Origin of the sequence: Psychrobacter pacificensis (genome assembly GCF_900101915.1) — a bacterium.
Lineage (GTDB): Bacteria > Pseudomonadota > Gammaproteobacteria > Pseudomonadales > Moraxellaceae > Psychrobacter > Psychrobacter pacificensis.
Map to the genome: position 1 here is coordinate 1 of NZ_FNAL01000029.1, position 24,750 is coordinate 24,750.

Genomic DNA, 24,750 nt, shown 5'->3' on the forward strand with positions numbered 1-24,750 from the left:
CTCTCATGGTTATGCACCGATTGGTAAACCCTGTATCGATAGCTACAACTGGCAAGGTAAAAAGCGAACCAACGTTATCGGTGCTCTCTATGAAAAGATGCTGTTTGCACTAGATTACTTTAAGCACAACATTAACAGCAGCATATTCTACAACTGGTGCAAACAAACCCTAATCCCAAGTCTTAAAACCAAATGCGTGATTGTGATGGATAACGCTCGATTTCATAAGAAGAAGCGCATTCAAAAGCTACTGAATAGGCATGGTCATCGTATTCTATGGCTGCCACCGTACAGCCCTGATTTGAACCCTATTGAAAAGAAATGGGCACAAGTAAAGTTTCTACGCCAAGGCTGGATGGAAAACGACTTATCCAAGTTGTTTTATGATGTTTGTCCTAACCATAACAATTTTATTTTGAACTGACTATATTTGACAGCAAGTATTAGTTAAAATCATCTTCATACCTTCTTGAGTAAAATTAATACTGCTTTTTTCAGGATTATTTTGCTTAGTAATATCTGTAATAAAATCTAATATAGGACTTTTGTTATACGCCCTAGAAGTTCTCTTGAGTCTGTCAGATTTTTTTATAGCTTTATATTTTTTTCTTCTTAATATTTTATTCGTTGCATCATATAAAATATCTGGGTAGATAAAATCTTCAAGCTCAATATCATTATACTCTTTACCATCGGCTCGAATGATATACCTACAGTTCAAATCTATATCTTTATAATGCCTACCTCTTAAAGAATTAAAAATGCTCCTGCCTTCACTATCACGATCAAATATTGCAACTATTTTTGGTTTATATTCTAAATCAGAGCAAAATTCTTCTAAGAATCTTAGATAACTGGGATATTTGGTAACACCACCTCCAATTAGGATGTTCGGAATAGGTAAGTTGAATTTTTTAAACAAAAAGGTAAGTATGTCTTTATCTTCCTGTCCTTCTACTAGAACATTAAACGGCATTACTTCCCATGAATCATTTTTACTTATACCAAAATTTTGTTTGATTCTTTGAGATTTTTCAAAATCAGATCCTTCGTATACCATCGTATTTAGCTTATAAAATAAAAAACCTTCTTTTCTAGCATACTCTTTCAATTCCTTAGTACCTTCAAATAAGAAGGTGTTTTTGAGGTTCTGTGTATTTATGAAAAAATGAGAGTGAGTAGTTATTAATATTTGACTATCTTTAGACTCTTCTAATAGCCTTGAGTATAGGCTTTTCTGCAAACCTGCTTGTAGGAAAATTTCAGGTTCATCTATTGCCCAAATAACATCCTTTTTAGTTCTTGAATTGACATACTGTATTAAAGACAATAAGATAATTCTTTGAATTCCACTCCCTTTAGTTTCCAGTTTCCGTTCATTGGTATCGTATAAAGTGAATTCGATAATTTTAGAAATAGCTTCTCTAAGAAAGTCATATTCTGGGAATTTAATTTGAAGCTTCCAATTATCAGAATCTATCGAGTCAACCTCCTTTAATAGGTTTTGGAAAATACTAGTTAAGTCGTTTTCAATATTTTTTACAGCACTCTTTGATAAATCTATAAACTGATTTAATTTTTCAAGAGAGTCTTTCTGAGTTTGGCCTCTTCTCTTATCCATACCTAAAGGTAAGATAGCATCATTGACAATCTCTGAAATTAGCTTGGGTATATCTATATTACTTGCCTCAATGAAGAAAAAGCTGAAATTACTATTTAAAAAATCTTCTATTTCTAGTTTGGATAACGATTTTCTACCTTTCTTCCCTTCGAGAACTACCTCCTTTATACCCTTTTTCTCACTAAAAGATTGTTTTATTTCCAAAACCTCAGAAGATTTATTTTCAATAAATCTACCTGTTAGCACTGTTTTGTATCCAGCACCTCTTGACCCCTCCACGATATGGTACGGGACATCCCTATCTGCATCAAAGTTATCAATTTTCGGATTGAAAAATAAGTTTAAAGCTCTCAAGAAGTTAGTTTTGCCTACATTATTTGAACCACATATAACTGTTAGATTGTCATTATCTATTTTCAGCTTAATGTCACTTATTGAGCGATAGTTTCTGATTCTAAATTCTACTAGTTGGTATTTCATTACTTATGACTTCCATAGATATTATTTTAAATAAGTGAATGTAGCTGTATTATGTCCTAATCTTTTCAAATAGACCTCTTGCATAAGTCGTCGCTAGCCCCTACCGCCTCGTTGATAAAGTTTAGTAAATTGGTACTTTTGCAAGAGGCCTAATGTAAATAGAAAGTTATGACCATCTCTCCCTTAGTGTGCCATAAAAGCTTATTATAAATAATCTATATACTGAATTTTTACACAAAAAAAGAGCCAATCATCCAAGCTACCCAAAAGATGACTAAGAAAATTGACACATTTTTATAACTTTACTTCTTAACTTTTGCTATTAATTCAACTGCAACAATACTTTCGCACTCATCAGCAGCTTAACCATATCATCACCGCTAATCGGCAAATTCCAATGACACGCCCTAAACAGACTGACTCTAGCTTTTTACTTCAACGGACTTATCGTTAGTATGACGCCGAATCCATCTGGATCAGTCAACTCGATGCCGTTTTCATTCCAATAAGGATTTTGTGAGGTGATTGGTAGTATATCTGCCTGTTTTGCTCTATCTATAATGGTTTGGATTTCTTCTTCGTTGTCTAAGTAAAACACGATCAAATCATCCCTGTCAGGATGATGGTTTGCTTTATCAGCGGAATAGGTAAACTCCATATGCCAATCCTGATCGGGAAATCCTAAAAAAACACCATCGTAACCATTATGGTCTTTGAAGCCGCCCAGCTTTTCTAGTCCAATAATATTCTGATAAAAATCAATAAGGGTGTCCAAATTATTGGTGTGCCGTGCATATCGAAATTTCATAAGTATCCTTACTCAATCCTAGTCCTGCGGTGGCCATGGACGATCACGATCGCTCTCGATCCATTCGGCGACATAGCCAGTTGGCGGTAGGTCCCAGTCAGACTTGCCCAATGCGGCCAGTACTTGCGCAGTATCGATCACCCGTCCACCTTTGGTCACGCCCGTACGCAGTAGCGCAGAGGAGCAAGGTTTGCCTTTGACCCACATGGATTGTTCAATATAGAGCCAGCGCGCATCGATACCGACGATTTTAGTTTTTAGCGTGACTTTGTCAAAGGCACGAATACGCTTGCGATATTGGATGGTACTGCCAGCGATGACCAGACCCCAACGCTGTTTTAGCAGCTGCGTGCCAAGTCCGCTACGCACCGCAAAATCCATACGCCCCAAATCATACAGCGTGAATACGCGACCGTTATTCATCTCTAAGAAATTATCGATATCCGTCAGGCGACAGCGAAACTGAATCTCGCTGGTCTCTTTTAGAGTTAAGGTATCGCCCTTTTTTACTTTTAAGGCGGCATGAGCGATGGTGCTGGCATAACGGATAAATGGGTACATAAAGTCGTCTCGAAGGTTTAAAGAACAGCATTAAAAGTCGTTAAATTAGGAGCTATTGTCAGGGCTACTTAGGCCTATTTTTTATGTGACTCGACCCCAATCCAATTGAAGTAAGCACTCACCGTTTCGGGTATCCAGTTAATATCAAATTTTGAAGATTTGCCATTAGTATTATTTTTTGCTCGACCTTTATCTGAGCGATAACGCAAATAGCCGATATGTCCACCGTGCTTCGTATCGATAATAGTGACGCAGTCGGAGACATCGTTCGCGGTGGCGGTAAAACCCAAAAAGGGATCGTCTTTGGCGCTAATCAACAATAAGGGTTTTTTGACATCGCGTAAGTAGGGCAGGGCTGAGGCGCTATGATAGTAGTCGTTGTTAGAGCGGTAGCCATGACGCGGCGCGGTAAAGATATCATCAAAGTCGCTGATACGATTGACCGCTTTGATAGAGTCGATCTCCTCTTGAGTAATGTCATTGGCTAAGGCTTTTTTGATAATTGGGTTGAGCAAATAAGGCGTATAAATACGATGACTTAAAAAGCTATGCATACTCAGCGCCGCTGATGACATATCAACAGGGGCGGAGATAACAGCCGCGCCTTTGCAGAGCGCTTTCTCGCCGTATTCGCCCATATATTTTGCCAGTGCATTGCCACCTAAAGAGACACCGACTGCATAGATATTGGCGTATTTTTCGCTTAGGTTTTGCAGCATGTAGTGCACTTCGCCCGTATCACCTGCATTATAAAACACCCGTCCACTAGCTGGAATACCACCACAACTACGAAAATGGGCGACCACAAAGTGCCACCCTTGCGCGTGCATCTGATAAGCCAGAGCGCGGGCATAATGGCTATCGCTACTGCCTTCCATACCGTGGAACAAAACGATTAATGGCGTTTGTTCAAGTTCACAATTTTCTGAGTTTTCTGAATGTTCTATAGGATGCGCATCATAAAAATCGTAAGCAATATCGCTTTCATCCAAAGAGTCTTTTTCGACTTCGCGGCGATAAGTTGGTGCTTTTGGCGCAAAAAACTTGGGCAAGATGCTTTGCAAGTGTGGATTGGTCAGCCAAAAGGGCGGTTTAAAGGGGTTATAGGTAAAGGTTGTCATAGTAGGATTTCTACAGTTGTAAAATAAAAGTATAAATAGAAAATATGAGTATAATTTAGATAGCTAGTTTCAAGTGAAACAAAACAATTTTATAAGACTAAGTCTATAAATCGTTAATTTAACGAATTTGTCATCATACTAAGCTCGCAGCAAGCTTCCAACAGCTTTCGGTGAACGGTTCAGTGAACAGGTGATTACTGTATTATGTAATTAAGCTCAGTTTACTTCTTTAAAACATACTAATCTGTAGGTTCTATCACTCTACCTGCAATCGCTAGTTCAGTTTTTAAGGTCTCAATATCGGCCTCTGCGATAGTTACAGTCAAAGTAACTTGCTTACTATAAGCGACATCATCAACACCACCTTTCAAGCTCTCAACCACATAGCGACACTGAGCTTCAGTCGCAAAGTCCGCTAGTATTTGCACTTGCGTCATCGGCACGTAAGGTTGCAATATCATCTGATCGACTGCTGCTTGGGCGGAGCCTGCATAGGCACGAGTGAGACCGCCAGCACCTAGCTTGATACCGCCAAAGTAACGCACGACGACGATGATCACGTTGCCGATGGACTTATGTTGCAAGACATTTAATATTGGTCGCCCTGCGGTACCACTCGGCTCGCCATCGTCATCAAAGCCTGCGCTGGTGGTGTTGTCAGGGTCGCCGATGATATAGGCCCAGCACCAATGGCGCGCATCAGGATATTGCTCGCGCAGCTGTTCCACGTGAAACATCGCTTGCTCACGCGAGCTGACAGGATAGGCATGAGCGATAAACTCAGATTTTTTGATCTCAAGCCGCGCGGTCACGGGGTTTTTTAAGGTTTGATAGCTCATATTGCATCGATGGTACACTTAGGGTTAGATGGGATATGTTAAACTGACACCACTATAACAAAACCCTATATGACTAAAGGTAGTAAAAAGTATGCGTCTCGATAAATTTATCAGTAAAGCCACTGAGCTGTCACGCAAAGAGTCCAAAAAAATCCTCCACGCCTCTGAGATCACCGTCAATGATGAGGTGGTCAAAGACCCTGGCCTACATGTCGATATTATCAATGATGAAGTGCTGTGGGCAGGCGAGCCGCTCTCGGTGGCGACGGGTAATCGTTATATCTTGCTGCATAAGCCTGAAGGCTTTGAGTGTACGTTAAAGGCCAAAGAGTATCCTATCGTCACCGAATTGATTGCCGTACCAGAGCTAGGCAGTTTACGTATCGCAGGTCGCTTAGATGTCGATACCACAGGCGCACTGCTGCTTAGCGATGATGGCGGCTGGCTACACCGTGTCACAAGTCCCAAGCACGAGCACGCCAAAGTCTATGAGCTAACGCTTGCTGATCCTATGAACGAGGAGGAGCAAGCCCGCGCAATCAAAAAGGTGGGCGAAGGTATCTTGTTAGAGGGCGATTATGAGCCGACCAAACCGGCTACCCTTGAGTTTATCGATGAGACCCATGCGCGTCTAACCTTGGAGCAAGGCAAATACCATCAGGTCAAACGCATGATGGGCTACTTTGGTAATAAAGTCGTTGCGCTGCACCGCGCCAGTATCGGTCATATCAATCTAGACGGCTTAGAGAAAGGCGACAGTCGTTTCTTAACGCCAGAAGAAGTCGCCAAGTTCTAGCCACTGACCTCTTTAGTATGCGCATCCATACTACTGTTTAAGTTATTATTTTAAATTCATCAGCAGCCACGACACCGTGTGCTGCTTTTTGTTGTCAGCTATTTATGTTTGTGATTCTCTTTTACTATTTCTGCGGTCTGCTTGTGTTGCCTATCTCTTAAAGTTGGGTAGCCATTTTGCAAAATTGCGCCGCTAATCATTTGTGTAAACCTTCCTTGTGATACAGTCTGTCTGATATCTCAATCTATTTTTTTACATAATATTATGATGAGCAATCAAGATAGATATTATCAAGTACAGAATTTATGAGTTATTAACGAGGACTGCTTTTGTGAAACTATCTGCCTTTAATTCGGTAAGCCTGATTAGCCTTGTACTACTCGCAACCACGGCTTGTGCTCAGTCAAACTCAGCGGATGCGGCGAGCACCCAATTGAACCAAAACAATCAAAGCATGCAGACGAGCAAAGCGGTAAGTGCAACTGTTGATAAACGCTTGCGCCAAGTGCTAACCCAAGCCGGTATCAAAACGCAGATTACCTCCATTGCGCCGTCCAAATTACCCAATATGTATCAGGTAAACTTGGCTGAACAGCCGCCGCTGCACATCACAAAAGACGGTCGTTATGTCATCCAAGGTGAGTTAAAAAAGAATTCAAGCAAGCGGGTAGTGACCAAAACACCAGTACGCAGCACGAGTGCGCAGGTAGGCAAGCCTGTCAGTGCAGCAGTCAAATCGGTGCTGCTCAAAAATACGCGTGCGCTCAAAAACATGAGTGCAAAAACGCCGTTCTTTTATACCGCAGTACCCGGCGTGATTTGGGGCGCAACGCTAGAAGGGGTGCCTTTCTTATTATCGGACGATGCGCAGTACATCACTGACGGTGAGATATCAGTGATCGAAAACGGTCAGTTTATCGGGCTCGATGAGAGTTTTGAGCGGCGCAAAAACCAATCGGTGTTTGCGATATTGGATGAAAGCCAACTGATTATTTATCCAGCCACCACAACTGAGAAGGCGGTGATTTATGTGGCTGATGACGTCAACTGCCCGTATTGCCGCCGATTTCATCAGCAAATACCCATGCTCAATGCCAAAGGAGTGACGGTCAACGTCATCGGCTATCCGATATACGAGCAGTCCCCTGAGCAAATGCGCGGTATCTGGTGCCAAGGTAGCGAAAACAGTCGCCGTCAGGCATTTGATAAGGCGATGCTACAAGGAGAGATGACACCTGCATCAGCGAGCTGTAACGTCGATCACGTGACGCCCAATCGCGAAAAAGCCGCTGGACTGGCGGTGATAGCAACGCCTGCCATTTACCGTGAGGACGGTGTACTATATCAAGCAAGCTTCGAGAGTCCTGAGTTTTTAGAATTTTTGGGTATCGAATAATCACATTGGTGTCGTTCACATTTTAGTGAATAAAGATTTTAAATCACGTCACAAAAAACCGCTTTATGAGCTGATTCATAAAGCGGTTTTTATCGTTTGACTTATCAAAATTTTGAATATCAAAAGCGATCTCAACTTGTTTATGGCAAGACAATATCGACGATCTTCCACTCAATCAAGCCTTGGCGCTGCATCTCTATCGTGAGTGGATAGCCTTTGACTTGACCGCTGATAGCAAAGCAATTGATACCGCAGTAGCTCAATGTTGGCTTGTCGCTATCGTTGCCTTGTGCCGCCTGCTGCTCGAGCTCCGCCGCTTGTTTTTTCATGACTTGCTGGATTTGGCTCTTGACCACCGCATCGACATCGCCGTGCTGAACAATCAAGCTTTGAATGAGGTTTCTGAGATCGACCTGATCGCTTGCGATGGCCCATGCCGCCGCCAGCTCTTTGGTTGCTGTATTGGCTTGACCCTGAGTGTTAATGACCTTTTCGATATTTTGCGGCGTGATGGCACCATCGACGGCCTTTGTGATAAAGCCATCGGCTGCTTGGGTTAATGCGTCTCCGCCCAACTCAGCAATCAGTGGGTACTTTGTCATGGTCGTGGCAAACTGGTCAGTCAGCTGATGTTGGATGCTTGGACGCACTTGCTCGTAATCAATGGTCGCTGCGATAGCGGCACCGTCTTTGGCATCGTAGGCATTTTTGAGCTGATAAGCACTGTAATAAGGGGAGCCTGCATAGATTGCTACGGCAATCACGATTAATAAAACAATCAGCTTTTTCATAAGACGGGGAACCTTGTCGCAAACGTCATGGGTATAAATGACCGTAGATATGGCGATAAATACTAGCACGACTCGTCATTATTCAGGTATGAAAAGCTTTGTAATAATCTTAATAAATCGTGTATACCGCCGACTCAAGACCTCAACTATGAATTTCATGACTTAAGCGCTTGATAAATCAGCAGACCATCTCCATAAATAGCGCAAACTTTTTATAATTGATTTGGCTAAGTAGCCCCCACCGTATTTTTCGTTACATGCACATATTATCATCCTGTGACATTGTGGTTTGCCATGTTTCACATGAAACGTTGCTGTGTGATTGTGTATGAGATGAAGGCCGTTAATGGTAAAAGCTGATCAAGGCTAACGAACTGACGAGCTGGTGGTGCTACGAAGACGATAGGAGAAACCATGAGTAAACGCGATTTTTATGAAGTATTAGGTGTCAGCAAGACCGCTGACAGCAAGGAGATTAAGCGAGCCTACCGCAAGCTTGCCATGAAATATCATCCAGATCGCAACTCTGATGACCCTGATTCTGAAGACAAATTCAAAGAAGCCTCAATGGCTTATGAAGTACTGAGCGATGAAGAAAAGCGCTCAGCGTATGACCGCATGGGTCATGCTGCCTTTGAAAATGGCATGGGTGGCGGTGCAGGCGGCGGCAACTTCCAAGACATCTTTGGCGATATTTTTGGTAACTTTGGCGATATCTTCGGTCAATCACGTGGCGGTGGTGGTGGACGCACGCGTCGCGGCTCTGACTTGCGCTATGTGATCGAGCTGACATTAGAAGAAGCAGTACGCGGCTGCAAAAAAGAAATCAGCTTCACCGCGCCAGCGCCATGTGATACCTGTGATGGTAAAGGTGCCAAAGATGCCTCTGATGTCGTGACCTGTCAGATGTGTCATGGTCAGGGTCAAGTGCGCATGCAGCAAGGTTTCTTTGCCGTGCAGCAGACTTGCCCACAGTGTGGCGGCTCTGGTAAGCAAATCAAAAACCCTTGCCCTGACTGTCATGGTAATGGCGTCAAAGACAAATCACGCACGCTAGAAGTATCTATCCCAGCGGGCGTCGATGATGGTGATCGCGTCCGTCTGGCAGGTGAAGGCGAAGCTGGCGCCGCAGGCGTACAGAACGGCGACTTGTATGTCGAAGTACGTGTCAAACCGCACAACGTCTTTACTCGTCAAGGCGCGGACCTCTATATGGATGTACCAGTCAGTATCACGGATGCCGCACTTGGTAAAGAAGTTGAAATCCCAACCTTGGATGGTAAAGTAAAAATCAAAGTGGCAGAAGGGACGCAGAGTGGCAAACTGCTACGTGTACGCGGCAAAGGCGTGACGCCAGTACGCACCACGATGAAAGGCGACTTGATCTGCCGTGTGGTCATCGAAACCCCTGTCAATCTGACTCGTGAGCAAAAAGATCTATTGCGTCAGTTCCAAGATACGTTAGATGATGACAGTAAGCATCAGCAGTCGCCACATAAAAAATCATTCTTTAAAAAGATTGGCGATTTGTTTGACTGATTATTTAACTAAGACAGACTGTTTCTAGATAGCCATACTGAGAGTAAGCCCAAAGGTTTCACATGAAACCTTTGGGCTTTTTCTTATGCTGATAAAAAACCACTCAGTTAACGATATTTGTTAAACTGACGATAAATGATATCCAAAAATAACCCACCAAATATAAAGTATGTAAGGTAGCGATATGAGTCAAGAAACAACAGAACAAACCATCAAAGTTGGTGTGATCGGTGCAGGTGGTCGTATGGGCCGTATGCTTATCGAAGCGGTACAAAATAATCCTAAGACCATCCTGAATGCAGCGATTGAGCGCCAAGGATCGAGTCTCGTCGGCGCGGATGCAGGCGAGGTGGCAGCTATCGGACGTTTAGAGGTGCAAATCGTTGACGTGCTAGAGGCTGTAATTAATGACATCGATGTGCTGATTGACTTTAGCTTGCCTGATGCGACTGAAAAAAACATGCAAGTTTGTGCCGAGCATAATGTCGCGATGGTCATTGGCACGACAGGATTTAATGAGGCGCAAGAGCAGGTATTGGCAAAAGCCAGTGAAAAAATCGCTATCGTCTACGCAGGTAACTATTCAACCGGCATTAACCTGTCATTGAAACTACTTGGTATGGCAGCCAAAGCATTTGGCAATGAGGCTGACGTAGAGATCATCGAAGCGCATCACAAACACAAAATCGATGCACCATCTGGCACGGCATATATGATGGCAGAAGCCGTCGCAGAGGCGCGCGGACAGAATCTAAAAGACGTTGCCATCTACGGACGTGAAGGACAAACGGGTGAGCGTGAGTCGGGCACAATTGGTATTCATGCCGTACGCGGTGGAGAGATCGTCGGCGACCATACGGTGATGTTTATCGCTGATGGTGAGGTGGTTGAGATTACTCACCGCGCACGAGAGCGCATGACCTTTGCCGCAGGTGCTGTACGTGCCGCAACTTGGGTGACTGAGCAAGCCATTGGGCAATATGATATGCAAGATGTGCTGGGTCTAAATGATTAGAGCGCATTGACGATGACTTAAAAAAGGTGAGGAGATGCAGGTGAGTCGTATACGTATAAAGCACGAATTGGCTAGTACCATTCTTAAGGTGAATATTACCAAAAATATAAGCTTGCCCGCGTTTGCCCTAAGTCTGGCTGTCCTACCAATCACCGTACAAGCCAGTAACGTCCAAACCTATGTGATTGACACTTATGGCGGCGTGTCGCTACTGCCAGTGGTAAGGCAACAACTCAATAGTAGCGCTGATGGCGGCACCGTCAGCATCTACCAAGGTAAGCTAGTACTAATAACAACACCCCACAATTATCAAATGATACAGCAGCTACTCACGCAGATTGACCGTCAGCCACAAGCGCTCACAGTCGCTGTGCGTGTTGGCAATAGCAGCAGTGTTCAGGATAATATTCGTCAGGGTCAGGTTATTATTACCAAGCGCAATATTCAGGGATCGGGTGTTTGGAATCAAAGTAACGGCCAGAAGCAAAGCAGCAGTTTATATCAAGTACAGACGCTTTCTGGTAGTGCCGCTAGTATCAGTACCGGCACGCTCTATTCATTGACGCAGAACTATCGTGCCACTATTCAACCAAATTATCACTATCCCATTGACCGTCAGCCAAGCGCGCAAATTGTCATTCAGCAGCAGGTACTACTGCCAACGACGCAAGGCATTGCTGTCACACCGCGTCTACTACCGAATGGTCAAGTCGAAGTGAGGTTGTCACAAGTTGAAGAGCGACTGGCGCGATCCAACTCATCCTACAATAGGTACGGCACGAGCAGTAATAGCATTCAAAGTCAAAGTCTGAACAATACAATCATTGTGCCGCGCGGACAATGGGTGACGATCGGTGAGATTTCACAACGCTCAACCAGCAGCGGCAGTCGAACGACCAATAGCATTAATAGTGTACCGATAGCTTTATTGGTTCAATAGCTCATTATGCAAATGGCTAAATACAAAAAAGCGCGGTGTTATTAATAGCACCGCGCTTCTCTATAGATGATAGGTTCAAACCCTAGTCAATATAAACCACTTCAAGCGGCGGAAATCCATTGAACTCAACTGATGAATACGAGTTGGTATAAGCACCCGTGGTGAGCCAATAGATTTTGTCACCAATCTCAAGCTCCTCTGGTAACTGATAACCTGCTTCTTCGTACATGATATCGGTTGAGTCACAAGTTGGCCCTGCCAATACGACTGTCCCTTCACTGGTAGACGTTTCCATCTTGGGAGTATAAACAGGATATTTGATGGCTTCGCCGAGCGTCTCGATTAAGCCTTGGAATAAACCAACATCCGTATAGACCCAGCGCGCCAAATCTGTGTCTGATTTGCGAGAGATCAGTACCACATCACTCACCAAGACACCTGAACCACCAACGAGTGAACGACCTGGTTCTAAAATAATCTCAGGCATCTCATCTGCATCGTAGTCATCAGTCAAATAGCTGGTAATCTCTTCTGCATAGACCTTAATAGGATTGACTTCGCTGATGTAGTTGGTTGGGAAGCCGCCACCTAGATTGATCATTTGTAGCTTGATGCCTTCTTCGTTCTTCATCCAGTCAAACATATATTTAACTTTGGCTAATGCATCATCCCATGCCGCAACGTCTTTTTGCTGGCTACCCACATGGAACGAGATACCATAAGGTACCAAGCCAAGCTCGCGCGCCTGAATGAGTAAATCAATGGCCATATTAGGGTGACAGCCAAACTTACGAGATAATGGCCATTCTGCTGTCTCTGATCCTTGTACCAATATGCGCACAAATACTTTAGAACCAGGTGCGTGTTTGGCGATATTTTTAAGATCGGCTTCTGAATCAGTCGCGTACAGATCGATACCTTTTTCAAAAGCATACTTAACATGGTCGGCTTTTTTGATGGTGTTGCCATAAGAGATGCGTGATGGCTCAACACCGCAATCAAGCACACGATCCAGCTCATAGATAGAGGCACAGTCAAAGTTGGAGCCAAGCTTTGCCAGCAGATTGATGACTTCAACCGCAGGACTGGCTTTCATCGCATAATGCAGTTTGGCATTCGGGAACAGGCTGACCATCTCATGATATTTGGTCTCGATACGACTTAGGTCGACCACTAAAAACGGGGTCTCACGACCCTCAGCAGCTTTGGTAAATTTCTGCCAGCTGGCAGGGTCAAAATATTGGTCAATTTTGATCATGGTCATAGTAGTAAACCTTTGGTGAGAACAGTATCTGCTAAAAAATTGGCACCATCTAGTGGATATCAGAGAGTAACATCCACTATAGGCATCATTATGTAAAGGAGAAAGAGATTAAGAACTGATGGGTTGTGACTGCTGCTCAGCGGACTGGGCGCCTTGCTTTTCGCGTATCTTGAGGACTTTACGAACTTTATCACGGGCACGTGTCTGTTTCAAACGAGACAGATAATCGACGAATATCACGCCGTTGAGATGATCCATTTCGTGTTGGATACAGACGGCAAGCAAGCCTTCTACCACCTCATCAATGACGTCGCCGTTTTCGTCTAATGCTTCGATACGTACTTTCTTAGGGCGCTCGACTTTGTCGTAGACATCTGGGACCGAAAGACAGCCTTCTTCGTACGGTTGTTTTTCTTCTACCAATGGCGTGACCTTTGGATTAATAAACACTCTTGGCGCATTTTTGTCTTCGGACAAATCCATCACGATGAGCTGAATATGACGATCGACTTGGCTTGCAGCAAGGCCAATGCCTTGAGCATCATACATTGTCTCAATCATGTCTGAGATTAAGGTTTTGATTTCAGCAGTCACTTCCTTGACTGGCTTGGCAATCGTGCGCAAGCGAGGATCTGGGTAACTTAAGATAGGGAGTAGTGCCATAACGCTCACCTCAATGATAAGGACAAAATAGGGTTGATATTATAAGATAAATGGGGACAAAAGTAATGCTTATCAATACTTTCCCGTCTATATCAGGTCTCATGCATTCACAAATTAAAGACTTTGATAGGTATCTGGACACAAAAAAGCCTCACTTAACGCAAGGCTTTTTTGTAGATATTCTATCTAGTCGGTAATTATGCACGGCGTTTGTTTACAATCATTTCATACAAAAATAGCAAAATGATCGCACCGATAACTGAGAAGATAAGACCAGTAAAACCGCCATCTGCGTTGATACCAATTAAGCTCGCTAGGAAGCCACCTAACATGGCACCGACGATACCCAATACGATCGTCATGATCCAGCCCATAGGGTCGCTACCTGGTTTGATAGCACGTGCCAATAAACCTGCAACCAAACCGACGATAATCATCCAAATAAAGCTCATAATATTCTCCAAAATTATTAATATTTATAATGTGTTGCTAATTTAATAACTCCATTGTAAAGATTCCTCAAACGCAAGAGTAAGCAAAAAATGTTACCTGTGTAGGGCCTATGTGAGGAAAAAGTCAGATTTGCTATTACGTAGGTGCAATAGGTAAACGGAAGGTTACAAAGGTAGCCGTGGTGCTAACAGAATGGCGTATCAATCATTTAGCCACGACAGAAGAATTTGATAAGGATAGGGAATTAAATAAAAAAAGCGTAGCCCGTCTATGAGACAGCCACGCTTTTGTTTAATACTAATTTTTTAGATACTAATTTTAGGGTTTAGGGTTTAGGGTTTAGGGTTTAGGGTTAAATCAATCGTTTATTTATCACGCAATGCCGCTAATAGACGCTGATGAATCCCCTCAAAACCACCGTTGGACATCACGACTATTGCATCACCTGCTTGAGCATGACTACTGATATGTTCAATAATAGTATCGACACTAGACATTACTTGCTGGTTAATGATGGAGTCACTTGTAGCCGTGGCTTGTTCGATGACTTCTCTCAAACCCCATTCCAGTCCCGCTGGCTCATACCACAATGTATAGTCAGCGAGGGCAGCTGACTCAGCCAAGCTGTCTTGGTGAATACCCATTTTCATGGTATTACTGCGCGGCTCAATAATCGCCCAAATACGTCTGCCAGCCAGTTTCTTTTTGGCACCGTCTAATGTTGTGGTAATCGCAGTAGGGTGATGGGCAAAGTCATCAAAGACTAAGACATCGTTTACATCACCGATCAACTCCATCCGGCGTTTGATACCAGCAAAAGCCGATAATGCGGCGCAAGCGGTAGAGATGCTGACACCGACATCATAAGCAGCCGCGACGGCAACCAAAGCATTATTGACGTTATGAATACCACTCATGCCCCAGTCGATGACAGCTACTTCTTTATCAGCAGCAAAACTGACTTTAAACTGACTGCCATCTTCGCGAATGAGTTCCGCTTGCCAGTCGCTATTGTTTTTAAGCGTACGGTCGTTTTTACTGGTATTAGATGCGGTCGTATCGATGACAGCAGTACGCCAGATAGGGGTCCAAACGCCTTTTGCTAACGTATCTTCTAAGCTAATAATTGCTGCAGGCATGATAATTTTTCCAGTGCTTGGAATCATACGTACCATATGATGAAACTGCGTTTGGATCGCATTCAAATCAGCAAAAATATCGGCGTGATCAAATTCTAGGTTGTTCAAGATAGCGGTGCGCGGACGATAATGAACGAATTTTGAACGTTTATCAAAAAACGCAGAATCGTACTCATCAGCTTCAATGACAAAATAACCAGAAGGGACTGTCGTATCATCGTCAGTTTTTTCTGCTCCTAGATAGCTGCTGTGTGCAAATACCTGCTGTAAGTGCTCATCAGTGGTATTGACCAGTGGCACACCGCCAATTAAAAACCCTGTATCGATACCAGCGTAATGCAATATCCAAGCAAGCATGGTTGTCGTTGTTGTCTTACCATGAGTACCAGCAACCGCTATCACGTGGCGCGATTGCAGCACTTGCTCTGACAAAAACTGCGGACCTGACGTGTAGCGCAGACCCGTATCTAGCATATATTCAATCACATCCATGCCACGCTTCATCGTATTACCAACAACGACCAAGTCTGGCGCTGGTTGCAAATGCTTTACGAGATAGCCTTCTTCAATAGTGACGCCCGCATTTTCAAGTTGGGTAGACATAGGAGGATATACGTTGGTATCTGAGCCAGTAACGGTATGCCCAAGTTCACGCGCTAATAATGCTAGCGAGCCCATAAAAGTACCACAAATACCAAGAATATGAATATGCATAGACGTTCCGTAAGAGCTTGAATAAGTGAAATAGAGAGAGTAAAAATAAAGTTTTGAGTGCTGAGCTGTTATCAATCGTGACTAACGTTTTAATCAGTCATTGCCATGGCAGTAGTCTGGCAGACAAGCGATCATTGTAAAGTAAATGCTGGTCGATGACCAACAAAAAACGCCTAACAAGTAGGCGTTATCTAGCTGATAAATGCTGTCTTATTTGGCAGCATACCAAGCACTTGCTGTCTATTTACGTGACAACGTATAGTCATTATTTAGGTTTTTTTGCTCATCTATCAAAATCAGATGATTGTCTTGAATATAATAAGACTCAATATGTTTGTCTTCATATACAATGGTAATTTTGTCTTTATCTTGACGATAGACGCCAGACTCAAGTAACGGTGCGCGCTGTTGTTCAGCATCGTGATGGGTGCTGGATTTTAGTACAGAGCCATCAGAAAATAGGTTCAAAGTGACATCGATACTATCGCAGTCTTCACAAGGCACCATACCACCATAATCACCCATTAGCGTGGCTTGTAGCGCACTACTGTTCGATTCTGAGTGTATAGTAGAAGGGTGCATATGCCCCTCATTACTGGATTGAGCAGCAGCAATAAGTGATTGCCCTTCTGTAGATTCATTCAAACTGTCATCAGGATTTGACTCAGACATACTATCGCTTTCTATCTCTTCTGATGTGCTCTGCGGAGCAGACTCTGCTGATGCGTCGACAAATGAAGCTTTAGTCCTCATGTCTTGATCAGAATTCGAGGAGGCACTATCACAGCCTATCAATAGCACACAGAGTGGTACCGCTAATAAGGACGGTCCCCAGCGTCTAATGACAGTAGATGTGGTAAAGCAAATAGGTGCAAGATATATCATGGTCATACCAAAAACAGTTTTTGAATAGCGTTTTTAAAAATCACCTATGCCACTGGCAACCGTTATCAAGATAATCTTGTTGCCAAAAAAGAGAGACAAGGGGTCGTATAAACGTTGCGATAATATAGATATTGGAATTTGAGAGCGTATCTGATCTTTGAAATATAGACAATTTATCGCTCAAAAGCGATGGCGCTCTCATAACTGCTCACTAAAACTACCCACTGAAAAAACAGGCTGTCTAAAGGTATCAAAGGGTTACAGATATATCTGTGGACTTTTTGTTGTGTTCAATATGCTTGGTATAGCAAAGTAGGCTCTATCGGTTTGTCTAACGTAGGTAATAAAGGAGGTTTAACAGTCGCAGATAATAAAGCAGACATTGCATAGCAGAGTATGAATGTCTGTTTAGAAAGAAGTGATAACGGTAAAATATAAAGTGATTTTAATGAACTATCGAGCGATAGACTGATTGGTGATAGGTCGCACGATACGCCACAACATCACCCCATGCGCTACAAGAAGTACGCTAAATAGGATCAACGACAGCTCAGGGATACTAAGTCCGACAAACGTCCAATCGATAGAAGCACACTCACCAGAACCTGCAAATACTTCTTTGAGCACTTGCAACATAGGCAAGGTATCTAGCCAATAGTCCAAGCCTGGGCCGCATGACGGTACTTGATCGGCAGGTAGGTGCTGTAGCCAAACATGGCGTATAGCCACAGCAGTAGACCAGCCAATACCTGCCAAACTACCAAGCCATAATAGCAACTTCACCACTTTGGATTTTGGATTAAATAATGCTGATATCAGCGCAAAACCGCCCATGACTATTAGACCAATACGCTGAAAAATACAGAGCGGGCAAGGCGAAAGCCCTAGATGGCGCTGTAAATAAAACAGTGCAAAGCTCATGCCTATTATGGCCATCAATACTAAAAATATTTGTAAGTTACGATAAGTGGTCAGCTGTCGCATGGTGCGTTACTCTTATGGTTTCATCTATACAGAGGTTAGGATGCAATCAGGTTTAGCGATACTGCTGTAAAAAGTCCATAAAGTCTTCTGTCTCAGACTTCTCAATCTCAGCCTGCTGCAAGATAGACTTTTCTGCCAATACTTCGTATTTCGCTTGGGTGTTTGGACTGAGAGTCTGCTGCAATAATGACTCGCGATGCTGCTGCGCTAATGTAAAACCAAGCTGCCATAGACTACCTAAGCGTTTGCTATCAGAGTTTACTTGGGCGGAGATCGTCGACTCAGAATGTCCGGCTTTGCCTTGCATCAATGCCACTGCAGCACGGTAGTCATTGCCACCATAATGAGCATCTAGCAATGCAGCAAGTGGCTGCATACGCTCTAGATGCATCAGCATCCAGCCCTCAAGCGATTGCTCTTGACCGTTATTGATGATGTGCAGACCTTCACGGCGACCTTCGTTGACCACACGCTCTAGATTAATAGCGAGTGCTTCTTCTTCTTCAGGCAGCAAATCAGGTGAATCGCTGAATAGACAGTAGAGCGCCATCACTTCTAAAAAGCAAGCACTAGAGAGACGAATACCAACATCGCTATAAGGATCGAGATCAATCGCACGAAACTCAACATAAGCAATACCGCGACGCTCAAGCGCTTCGGTTGGTGTCTCACCACTCATCGCAATTTGCTTAGGACGGATAGGGCTATAGTATTCATTTTCTATCTGAAGGATATGATTATTGATCTGAACTGGGTTGCCATCTTCATCTTCCAGACCAAGCTTGGCAAAGCTCTCATGCGGTGTTTGGATCGCGCGGCGTAGTCCAGCGACATACTCTGGCAAATAGTTATAACGAATATCTAGCTGCTCTTGCACGCTATTGGTATAGCCAAGTTTGCCCATACGCAGGCTGGTGGCAGTCGGTTTATAGTAGGTTGAGTCATTTAGACGCTCTAGATCATGCTCACGCCCAGCAACAAAACAAGGACATACGCTTGGACTTGCACCCAATAAATACAACACAATGCTGGTCAGTCGCTTAAAGTTGCGAATAAGCCCTAGGTATTTCTCGTTTTTGAATTCTGTTAGCGTCTGCTCTTGTGCCGTTGGGGTTTGCGCTTGCCACGTTTCAAAGAGCGTGTCACCAAAAGATAGATTGTAATGTAACCCTGCGATGGTCTGCATACGGCGACCATAACGGATACCAAGACCACTGCGATAAAGGGTTTTTAGCTTACCTGTATTAGAGCTACCATAATCAGCCAGTGGAATATCTTCATCTTTAGAAGACAACATACAAGGCATAGATAGCGGCCACATCAGCTCGCCGTCAGGCATGCCTTGATACACCAATACATGCAATTGACGCAGCATATTGAGTGTCTCTTTTGGCGAAGCTTTTGGTTCGGTGATAAGCTCAAGCAGACTTTCTGAATAATCGGTTGTAATAAAAGGATGAGTCAATTTTGATCCGAGTTTGGCTGGATGCGGCGTCTGTGCCAAAAAACCATCAGGCCTCACGCGCAGTCCTTCTTTTTCGATACCGCGGAGCATACCCGTTAAATGCTGGCTGCCAAACCAATTGGGAATGTCAAAATTAGCAAAGCTACTCGCAAAATTACTCATAATAGTCATCTATTGTTATTCATTATGGCAGATCAAAACACGATGGGCGTTTGTCCATAAAAGAGGTAAATGTTGGGTCAATAATTCCGTCAGTTTAGCTCAAAGCCGTATTGAAAACCACGAACAATTACAAATACGATAAGCTTTGAGCAGGACGTTTGGGCTAGATTTTTCTCAGTATTTTTGATGAAATTGGTCAGCACGGATACTTTGCGGATTCATCAATATTGGCAAAAAAGCATCTATCTCAAAGATAGATGCTTTGATCGCGATGCTGCAAGTCATCCAATACGGCTTTGGCGCATGATCACAGGAATGTTGAGACGCAATAAAGGCATAGTATCGTTGGGTCATAGAGCCAAATCGCGAAAACCTAAATTGAGAATGACGAGCCACAGCCGCAAGTGGTGGTGGCATTGGGGTTGGTCACGACAAAACGTGCGCCTTCTAACCCTTCAGTGTAGTCAACGGTAGAGCCTTGCAAATATTGATAGCTTAGCGAGTCAACAACCAAGGTCACATCACCATTATCAAAATTGGCATCGTCTTCATTTAAGTCGTTGGCAAAGTTAAAGCCATAAGAAAAACCTGAACAGCCGCCGCCCGTCACATAGACGCGTAGCATCAGTTCACTATCACCTTCTTCTTCGCGCAGACGGCGTACTTTTTGTGCCGCACTGTCGGTTAGGCTTAATACCGTAGGATCTACTGGCTGATTTGAGCTTGGATTAAATTGGTTGGCTGATTCGTTCATATCTACCTCAGTTGCTAGGATCAAATGCGGTCGTCGTCCTGTTTGGGTTTGCAACAAAATGATTGCAAATAAAGATACGCACGGCGTTTGATTTAATTGGGTGCTGTCGTTATGGCAAAGCTATTGGTGCATTATAAGCTGTTTGTGCGATATCAATACGGTGTTTGTGCCACCAAAGCACTTTATTGATGATAAGCACTTATCTTTAGCAGTATATCATAATGGGAGTAGCGATTCGCTTGTCAAGAGTCATCGTCCTTACCAAAACTGATGAATCAAAACTTTTATAGCTATCAAGGTTATACTCATTATGTGTGCGAGAGTATATGGCTGCCAAAGGTCTTATTATAGGGCGTATTGAACATTCGACCATGGCACTGACAGCGACTATTTTTTAGGCGATTCGATGTTAAAAATAATAAGTTTAGTCATTCTAAGCACTTATTTTTAACGATGAAGCGGCAAAAAAGAGTCCTGTCCCCTGCTTTTATCGTTGGGGCTGATGCTAAAATTGCCCCATACTGCGTTACAAATCTCGCTAAGGCATCTGCATTATCATCGCTTTGTGCCGTATCTGGAACAATTTTAGCGATCAGCAGTGCCTATTTGCGAATGTTCAACACGCCCTAGTCATTCGTATCGATAGGCTGACAAGGATTATATAATCTAGGGTCATTGGCATAAATACTTAATTTTAAAACACTTCGTTTTGAAATAGTTATTTAATTGTTTGCCTATGCGGCAAGCGTTTGAAATAATAGCCGCCAGTTGGCATACCCTATGTGTGTTTCTTATTGCCCTATATTTATATTATTGCTGAGATGAAGAAATTATATGATCGAATTTAAAGACGTTGGTGTTCGCCGTGATGGTCGTGAATTGTTTGCAGGTGCAAGCTTTCAGCTACATCCAGGTCATAAAGTTGGCTTAACAGGCAACAACGGCACCGGCAAATCGACTTTATTTGCCTTATTGTTGACGCAAATGGGCAAAGGCGATACCGAGGTCACGCTCGATAAAGGTGAGGTCAGTATTCCTGATAGCTGGCATGTCGCGCATATGGCGCAGGAAGTCGGAGCCAGTGATCAGACGGCAATTGATTACGTGTTGAGCGGTGATGAGCAGTGGTATGAGATCAATGCAGCGCTCAATGACTTAAGTAGCGTCAGTGATGAGCAAATTGGCGTCTTGCATCAGCAGTTCGATGAAATCGATGGCTACCGTACGCCAACCAAAGCGGCACAAATCATGGCAGGCCTTGGGTTTAACACCAGTCAGCACGAGCTGCCTGTCTCAGGGTTTTCAGGTGGCTGGCGCATGCGCTTAAACCTCGCCAAAACTTTGATGAGCCGCGCTGATCTGATGTTACTCGATGAGCCGACCAACCATTTAGACTTAGACGCCATTCTCTGGCTTGAGACTTGGATCAATGCTTATACTGGACTGGTCATCGTCATCTCGCATGACCAAGCGTTTTTGGATGCCACAGTCGGTCATATCTTGCATGTCGAGCAGCAAAAAATAACCCTTTATACGGGTAATTATCAACAGTTCATTCGCACCCGTCACGAGCGCATGGCGCAGCAGCAGCAAGCCTTTGAGAAGCAAGAAGCGACCCGCGCCCACTTGGATGATTTTATTCGTCGTTTCCGTGCCAAAGCCAGTAAAGCCAAGCAAGCCCAAAGCCGTATCAAGCAGTTAGAGCGCATGTCGGAGCTCTCACCAATGATGGCTGACAACCCATTCTCTTTTCGCTTTTATGAACCGGCAAACATGAGCTCACCGCTGATTGAGCTGACCCATGCAGATATTGGCTACAGCGAGACGCCGCTACTGCGTGATGCCAATGTGCAAGTGACGCCGGATACGCGTATTGGCCTATTGGGCATGAATGGCGCAGGTAAGTCGACCTTGATTAAAGCCTTGGTCGGCGAGCTGAAAATTTTGTCAGGTACTTACCGCGTGTCCGATACCTTAAAACTTGGCTACTTTAACCAGCATCAAATGGATATCTTGGATGCCAAAGCCACGCCGATAGAAATGCTGCGCCGCCTAGCAGGCAAGACCTCTGATGCCGTGTTACGCTCATTTTTGGGCAGCTTTGATTTTCGCGGAGATCGTATTGACACCCCTAGTGAGCTATTCTCTGGTGGCGAGCGTGCGCGTCTGACCTTAGCATTGATCGTTTGGCAACGTCCCAACGTCCTTGTACTCGATGAGCCAACTAACCATTTGGACTTACAAATGCGCCAAGCATTGACGATCGCCTTGCAAGGTTTTAAAGGCGCCGTGGTGCTGGTCTCGCATGATCGTGAGCTAATTGCCAATGTCTGTGATGAGCTGTATCTCGTTCATGATGGTCAAATCGATGAATTTGACGGTGACATCAGTGACTACGGCAAATGGCTGGCAGAAAAGCGTAAGCAAGAAAATTTACAAGACAAAAGTAGCAGTAAGAAGAAAAGCAAGAAAGAGAGTAAAAAATTCGTTTCACGTGAAACAGGCAATAGCCAAGTGACTAATCAAGTGAGCAATACAGCACCTGATAATACATCAAAAAGTAACACTGCGACCCCAGCGCTTAGTAAAGAAGAACAACGCAAATTAGCCGCTGAACAGCGTAAACGTACTGCACCTATCCGCCGCGAGATAGAAGAGACAGAAAAAGCACTTGCCAAGATTGAAGGGCAGCTTGCAACGCTTGAGGAAAAGCTAGCTGATACCAAGTTGTACGAAGAAAGCCGTAAGGCGGACTTACTGGTCTTATTGAATGAGCAAACCGCGCTACAGCAGCAGCACAGCGATAACGAAGAAAAATTGCTGCTATCGATGACGACGCTGGAAGAGATGGAAGCGGAATTTTAGTAGCAAGTTATATGAGATTTGGCTGTTAAGAGATTTTCGTCGTAAGTAATCAAACATAAAAAAGGGAGGGCATCAGCCCTCCCTTTTTTACATCGTTTTTTGCAACATTATTCTTTACGGTATTTACCATCACCGTAGGACAGTACTTTCATTGTGGTCGTACAAAGCTGGCAATCGATTTGACTAGCAGCAGCTTTCGATAAATCAAGAATACGGCCTCGAATATAGGGGCCTCGGTCTGTGATTTTGACCACGACACTTTTTTTTGTTTTTTGGTTGGTCACTTGAACTTTTGTGCCAAACGGTAACGTGCGATGGGCAGCGGTTAGTGAGTTCATGTTAAAGATACTACCACTTGCAGTGCGTTTACCATGAAACTTACTGCCGTAATAACTGGTATTGGCCGCAAAAACTGTGGTACTCAGCAATAGTGATAACGTGACAACCAAAGACTTAATTAAATGTGACATTCATGACCTATAAGCAATTTATGAAATAGACAGCGATGCTTGCCTATGTTGTCATACCCCTATGAGTATGAATAAGGAGGGGATTTTACAAGATATAGATTGTCAAACTATTACAGCCGTGTAAAAAACTCACGAGGTCAAACGCTTGTTTTTTAAGGAAAAAATATCATTTTTGACTAAAAATAATGGAGGGATGAGTACTGAAGATAGACTTATAGAGAATGGTTCTTATTAAGAAGTCAACAAGAAACCAGAAAGTAAATAACAAAATGTAAATAAGTGTTATATAAATACGAATACTATCGATATAGTAAGTTTTGACCGCGAAAAGCCTACCGAAAACAGTCTGTTTTATTGTAATAAAAAGTTTCTATTTTATTACTAAACTGTAAAAAAACCAAAATTATTGATTGCTTTGGGCTGTTTGAGAAAACTGGTCATATCGTATGGCGAGTCGTTAAGAAAAACATGGTGGTTCATGGCTGTTAAAAAACAGAGGTTGGAATATTTCAGTAAATATAAACAACAATCATTGAGTAAAAAAGACGATCTAATCACTTTTAGTAATCATTAGGCGGCTTTATTTTTGTCTTTATCTTATATTTTTCAATTTTCGTTACATCAATAAAAGTCAGTGATATAAAGTATTCTAGGAAGTCATCTAGAGCAATATTTACTATAGAGATATATTTCTATAAGTTTTATCTCTGCACACGACAAAAAAACAAAAAAGTCTGTTAAAGCAAAGGCATAATAGTAATTTTTAAGACGAATAGACCATGCCAAACTTTAACAGACTTAGTGAGACTTTAACCCAAAACCTGAGCATGAACAAGGCAAGAATCAATTGTTTGAGCCTAATGATAATAGCCCTGATTACTGCTCAAAGCAGTAATCTTAAAAAAACAGCAAGACACCTTCCTAAGGGTGGCAAGACCGACAGTCACTATCGCAGACTACAGCGATTTTTTGCCGAAGCGAGGATAGACTACGATCAACTGGCTTTAATGATATATCGACTATTT

At 43.3% G+C, this 24,750-nt stretch carries 23 protein-coding genes and 1 pseudogene; 8 read left to right on the top strand and 16 right to left on the bottom strand.

Annotated elements, in window-relative coordinates; translation table 11 throughout:
• A partial coding sequence (locus tag BLR43_RS12135) for a transposase (RefSeq protein ID WP_143007440.1) occupies nt 1–424 on the top strand: 424 nt, incomplete at its 5' end.
• Here the strand turns inward: BLR43_RS12135 and BLR43_RS12140 are convergent.
• From BLR43_RS12140 to BLR43_RS12160, 5 genes are all read right to left on the bottom strand, one after another.
• The gene (locus BLR43_RS12140) at nt 425–2,101 is read right to left on the bottom strand and encodes an ATP-dependent nuclease (RefSeq protein WP_093071291.1); all 1,677 of its coding nucleotides are present in this window, start codon (nt 2,099–2,101) and stop codon (nt 425–427) included.
• A gap of 430 nt (nt 2,102–2,531) precedes the next feature.
• Nucleotides 2,532–2,909, bottom strand: coding sequence for a VOC family protein (locus BLR43_RS12145; protein WP_093071292.1), 378 nt, complete (start codon nt 2,907–2,909; stop codon nt 2,532–2,534).
• Nucleotides 2,910–2,927: 18 nt separating this feature from the next.
• The gene (locus BLR43_RS12150) at nt 2,928–3,470 is read right to left on the bottom strand and encodes an acyl-CoA thioesterase (protein ID WP_093071293.1); all 543 of its coding nucleotides are present in this window, start codon (nt 3,468–3,470) and stop codon (nt 2,928–2,930) included.
• 74 nt (nt 3,471–3,544) lie between these two features.
• Nucleotides 3,545–4,591, bottom strand: a complete 1,047-nt coding sequence (locus BLR43_RS12155; RefSeq protein ID WP_093071294.1) for a YheT family hydrolase — start codon at nt 4,589–4,591, stop codon at nt 3,545–3,547.
• Nucleotides 4,592–4,830: 239 nt separating this feature from the next.
• Nucleotides 4,831–5,430 carry a YigZ family protein gene (locus BLR43_RS12160; protein ID WP_093071295.1) on the bottom strand — a complete coding sequence of 200 codons (600 nt, stop codon included), beginning with the start codon at nt 5,428–5,430 and terminating at the stop codon, nt 4,831–4,833.
• 91 nt (nt 5,431–5,521) lie between these two features.
• On the opposite strand from BLR43_RS12160, the gene BLR43_RS12165 reads away from it, so the two are divergent.
• Nucleotides 5,522–6,226 carry a pseudouridine synthase gene (locus BLR43_RS12165; protein WP_093071296.1) on the top strand — a complete coding sequence of 235 codons (705 nt, stop codon included), beginning with the start codon at nt 5,522–5,524 and terminating at the stop codon, nt 6,224–6,226.
• Between the two features lie 331 nt (nt 6,227–6,557).
• Nucleotides 6,558–7,622 carry a disulfide isomerase DsbC N-terminal domain-containing protein gene (locus BLR43_RS12170; RefSeq protein WP_093071297.1) on the top strand — a complete coding sequence of 355 codons (1,065 nt, stop codon included), beginning with the start codon at nt 6,558–6,560 and terminating at the stop codon, nt 7,620–7,622.
• 140 nt (nt 7,623–7,762) lie between these two features.
• Here the strand turns inward: BLR43_RS12170 and BLR43_RS12175 are convergent, their stop codons facing one another.
• Nucleotides 7,763–8,413 (bottom strand): DUF2939 domain-containing protein, encoded by a 651-nt coding sequence (locus BLR43_RS12175; RefSeq protein WP_093071298.1) that lies wholly within the window; start codon nt 8,411–8,413, stop codon nt 7,763–7,765.
• Nucleotides 8,414–8,827: 414 nt separating this feature from the next.
• Between BLR43_RS12175 and dnaJ the strand changes: the two genes are divergently transcribed.
• The 3 genes from dnaJ to BLR43_RS12190 all read left to right on the top strand — a co-directional run bounded on the left by dnaJ (nt 8,828) and on the right by BLR43_RS12190 (nt 11,907).
• The gene (dnaJ, locus tag BLR43_RS12180) at nt 8,828–9,952 is read left to right on the top strand and encodes a molecular chaperone DnaJ (protein WP_071002636.1); all 1,125 of its coding nucleotides are present in this window, start codon (nt 8,828–8,830) and stop codon (nt 9,950–9,952) included.
• Nucleotides 9,953–10,136: 184 nt separating this feature from the next.
• A complete protein-coding gene (gene dapB / locus BLR43_RS12185) occupies nt 10,137–10,967 on the top strand; it encodes a 4-hydroxy-tetrahydrodipicolinate reductase (RefSeq protein WP_093071299.1) in 831 nt (276 codons plus the stop codon).
• A 34-nt stretch (nt 10,968–11,001) separates the two neighbouring features.
• Nucleotides 11,002–11,907: a hypothetical protein gene (locus BLR43_RS12190; protein WP_093071300.1), complete on the top strand. Its 906-nt coding sequence runs from the start codon at nt 11,002–11,004 to the stop codon at nt 11,905–11,907.
• Nucleotides 11,908–11,989: 82 nt separating this feature from the next.
• On the opposite strand, the gene BLR43_RS12195 is transcribed toward BLR43_RS12190, so the two are convergent.
• The 9 genes from BLR43_RS12195 to erpA all read right to left on the bottom strand — a co-directional run bounded on the left by BLR43_RS12195 (nt 11,990) and on the right by erpA (nt 20,390).
• Entirely contained in the window at nt 11,990–13,165 is a 1,176-nt protein-coding gene (locus tag BLR43_RS12195) for a type III PLP-dependent enzyme (RefSeq protein ID WP_093071305.1), read from the bottom strand.
• Between the two features lie 114 nt (nt 13,166–13,279).
• Nucleotides 13,280–13,834, bottom strand: a complete 555-nt coding sequence (gene def, locus BLR43_RS12200) for a peptide deformylase (protein ID WP_071002633.1) — start codon at nt 13,832–13,834, stop codon at nt 13,280–13,282.
• A gap of 197 nt (nt 13,835–14,031) precedes the next feature.
• On the bottom strand, nt 14,032–14,286 hold the full coding sequence (locus BLR43_RS12205; RefSeq protein WP_058024727.1) for a GlsB/YeaQ/YmgE family stress response membrane protein: 255 nt from the start codon (nt 14,284–14,286) through the stop codon (nt 14,032–14,034).
• A gap of 366 nt (nt 14,287–14,652) precedes the next feature.
• Complete coding sequence (gene mpl / locus BLR43_RS12210; RefSeq protein WP_093071301.1) at nt 14,653–16,140, bottom strand: UDP-N-acetylmuramate:L-alanyl-gamma-D-glutamyl-meso-diaminopimelate ligase; 1,488 nt, start codon at nt 16,138–16,140, stop codon at nt 14,653–14,655.
• Between the two features lie 240 nt (nt 16,141–16,380).
• On the bottom strand, nt 16,381–17,025 hold the full coding sequence (locus BLR43_RS12215) for a copper resistance protein NlpE N-terminal domain-containing protein (RefSeq protein WP_093071302.1): 645 nt from the start codon (nt 17,023–17,025) through the stop codon (nt 16,381–16,383).
• Between the two features lie 453 nt (nt 17,026–17,478).
• Nucleotides 17,479–18,009, bottom strand: coding sequence for a disulfide bond formation protein B (locus tag BLR43_RS12220; protein ID WP_093071303.1), 531 nt, complete (start codon nt 18,007–18,009; stop codon nt 17,479–17,481).
• Between the two features lie 52 nt (nt 18,010–18,061).
• Nucleotides 18,062–19,636: a glutamate--cysteine ligase gene (gene gshA / locus BLR43_RS12225; RefSeq protein ID WP_093071306.1), complete on the bottom strand. Its 1,575-nt coding sequence runs from the start codon at nt 19,634–19,636 to the stop codon at nt 18,062–18,064.
• 174 nt (nt 19,637–19,810) lie between these two features.
• Complete coding sequence (locus BLR43_RS13525; RefSeq protein ID WP_143007441.1) at nt 19,811–19,990, bottom strand: hypothetical protein; 180 nt, start codon at nt 19,988–19,990, stop codon at nt 19,811–19,813.
• Nucleotides 19,991–20,009: 19 nt separating this feature from the next.
• Nucleotides 20,010–20,390: an iron-sulfur cluster insertion protein ErpA gene (erpA, locus tag BLR43_RS12230; RefSeq protein ID WP_058024722.1), complete on the bottom strand. Its 381-nt coding sequence runs from the start codon at nt 20,388–20,390 to the stop codon at nt 20,010–20,012.
• Between the two features lie 834 nt (nt 20,391–21,224).
• Here erpA and BLR43_RS12235 point away from each other — a divergent pair.
• Nucleotides 21,225–23,255: an ATP-binding cassette domain-containing protein gene (locus tag BLR43_RS12235; protein WP_093071304.1), complete on the top strand. Its 2,031-nt coding sequence runs from the start codon at nt 21,225–21,227 to the stop codon at nt 23,253–23,255.
• Nucleotides 23,256–23,362: 107 nt separating this feature from the next.
• Here the strand turns inward: BLR43_RS12235 and BLR43_RS12240 are convergent, their stop codons facing one another.
• The gene (locus tag BLR43_RS12240) at nt 23,363–23,725 is read right to left on the bottom strand and encodes a septal ring lytic transglycosylase RlpA family protein (RefSeq protein WP_071002627.1); all 363 of its coding nucleotides are present in this window, start codon (nt 23,723–23,725) and stop codon (nt 23,363–23,365) included.
• A 779-nt stretch (nt 23,726–24,504) separates the two neighbouring features.
• Here BLR43_RS12240 and BLR43_RS13755 point away from each other — a divergent pair.
• Nucleotides 24,505–24,750: pseudogene (locus BLR43_RS13755) on the top strand (hypothetical protein); the annotation flags it as partial.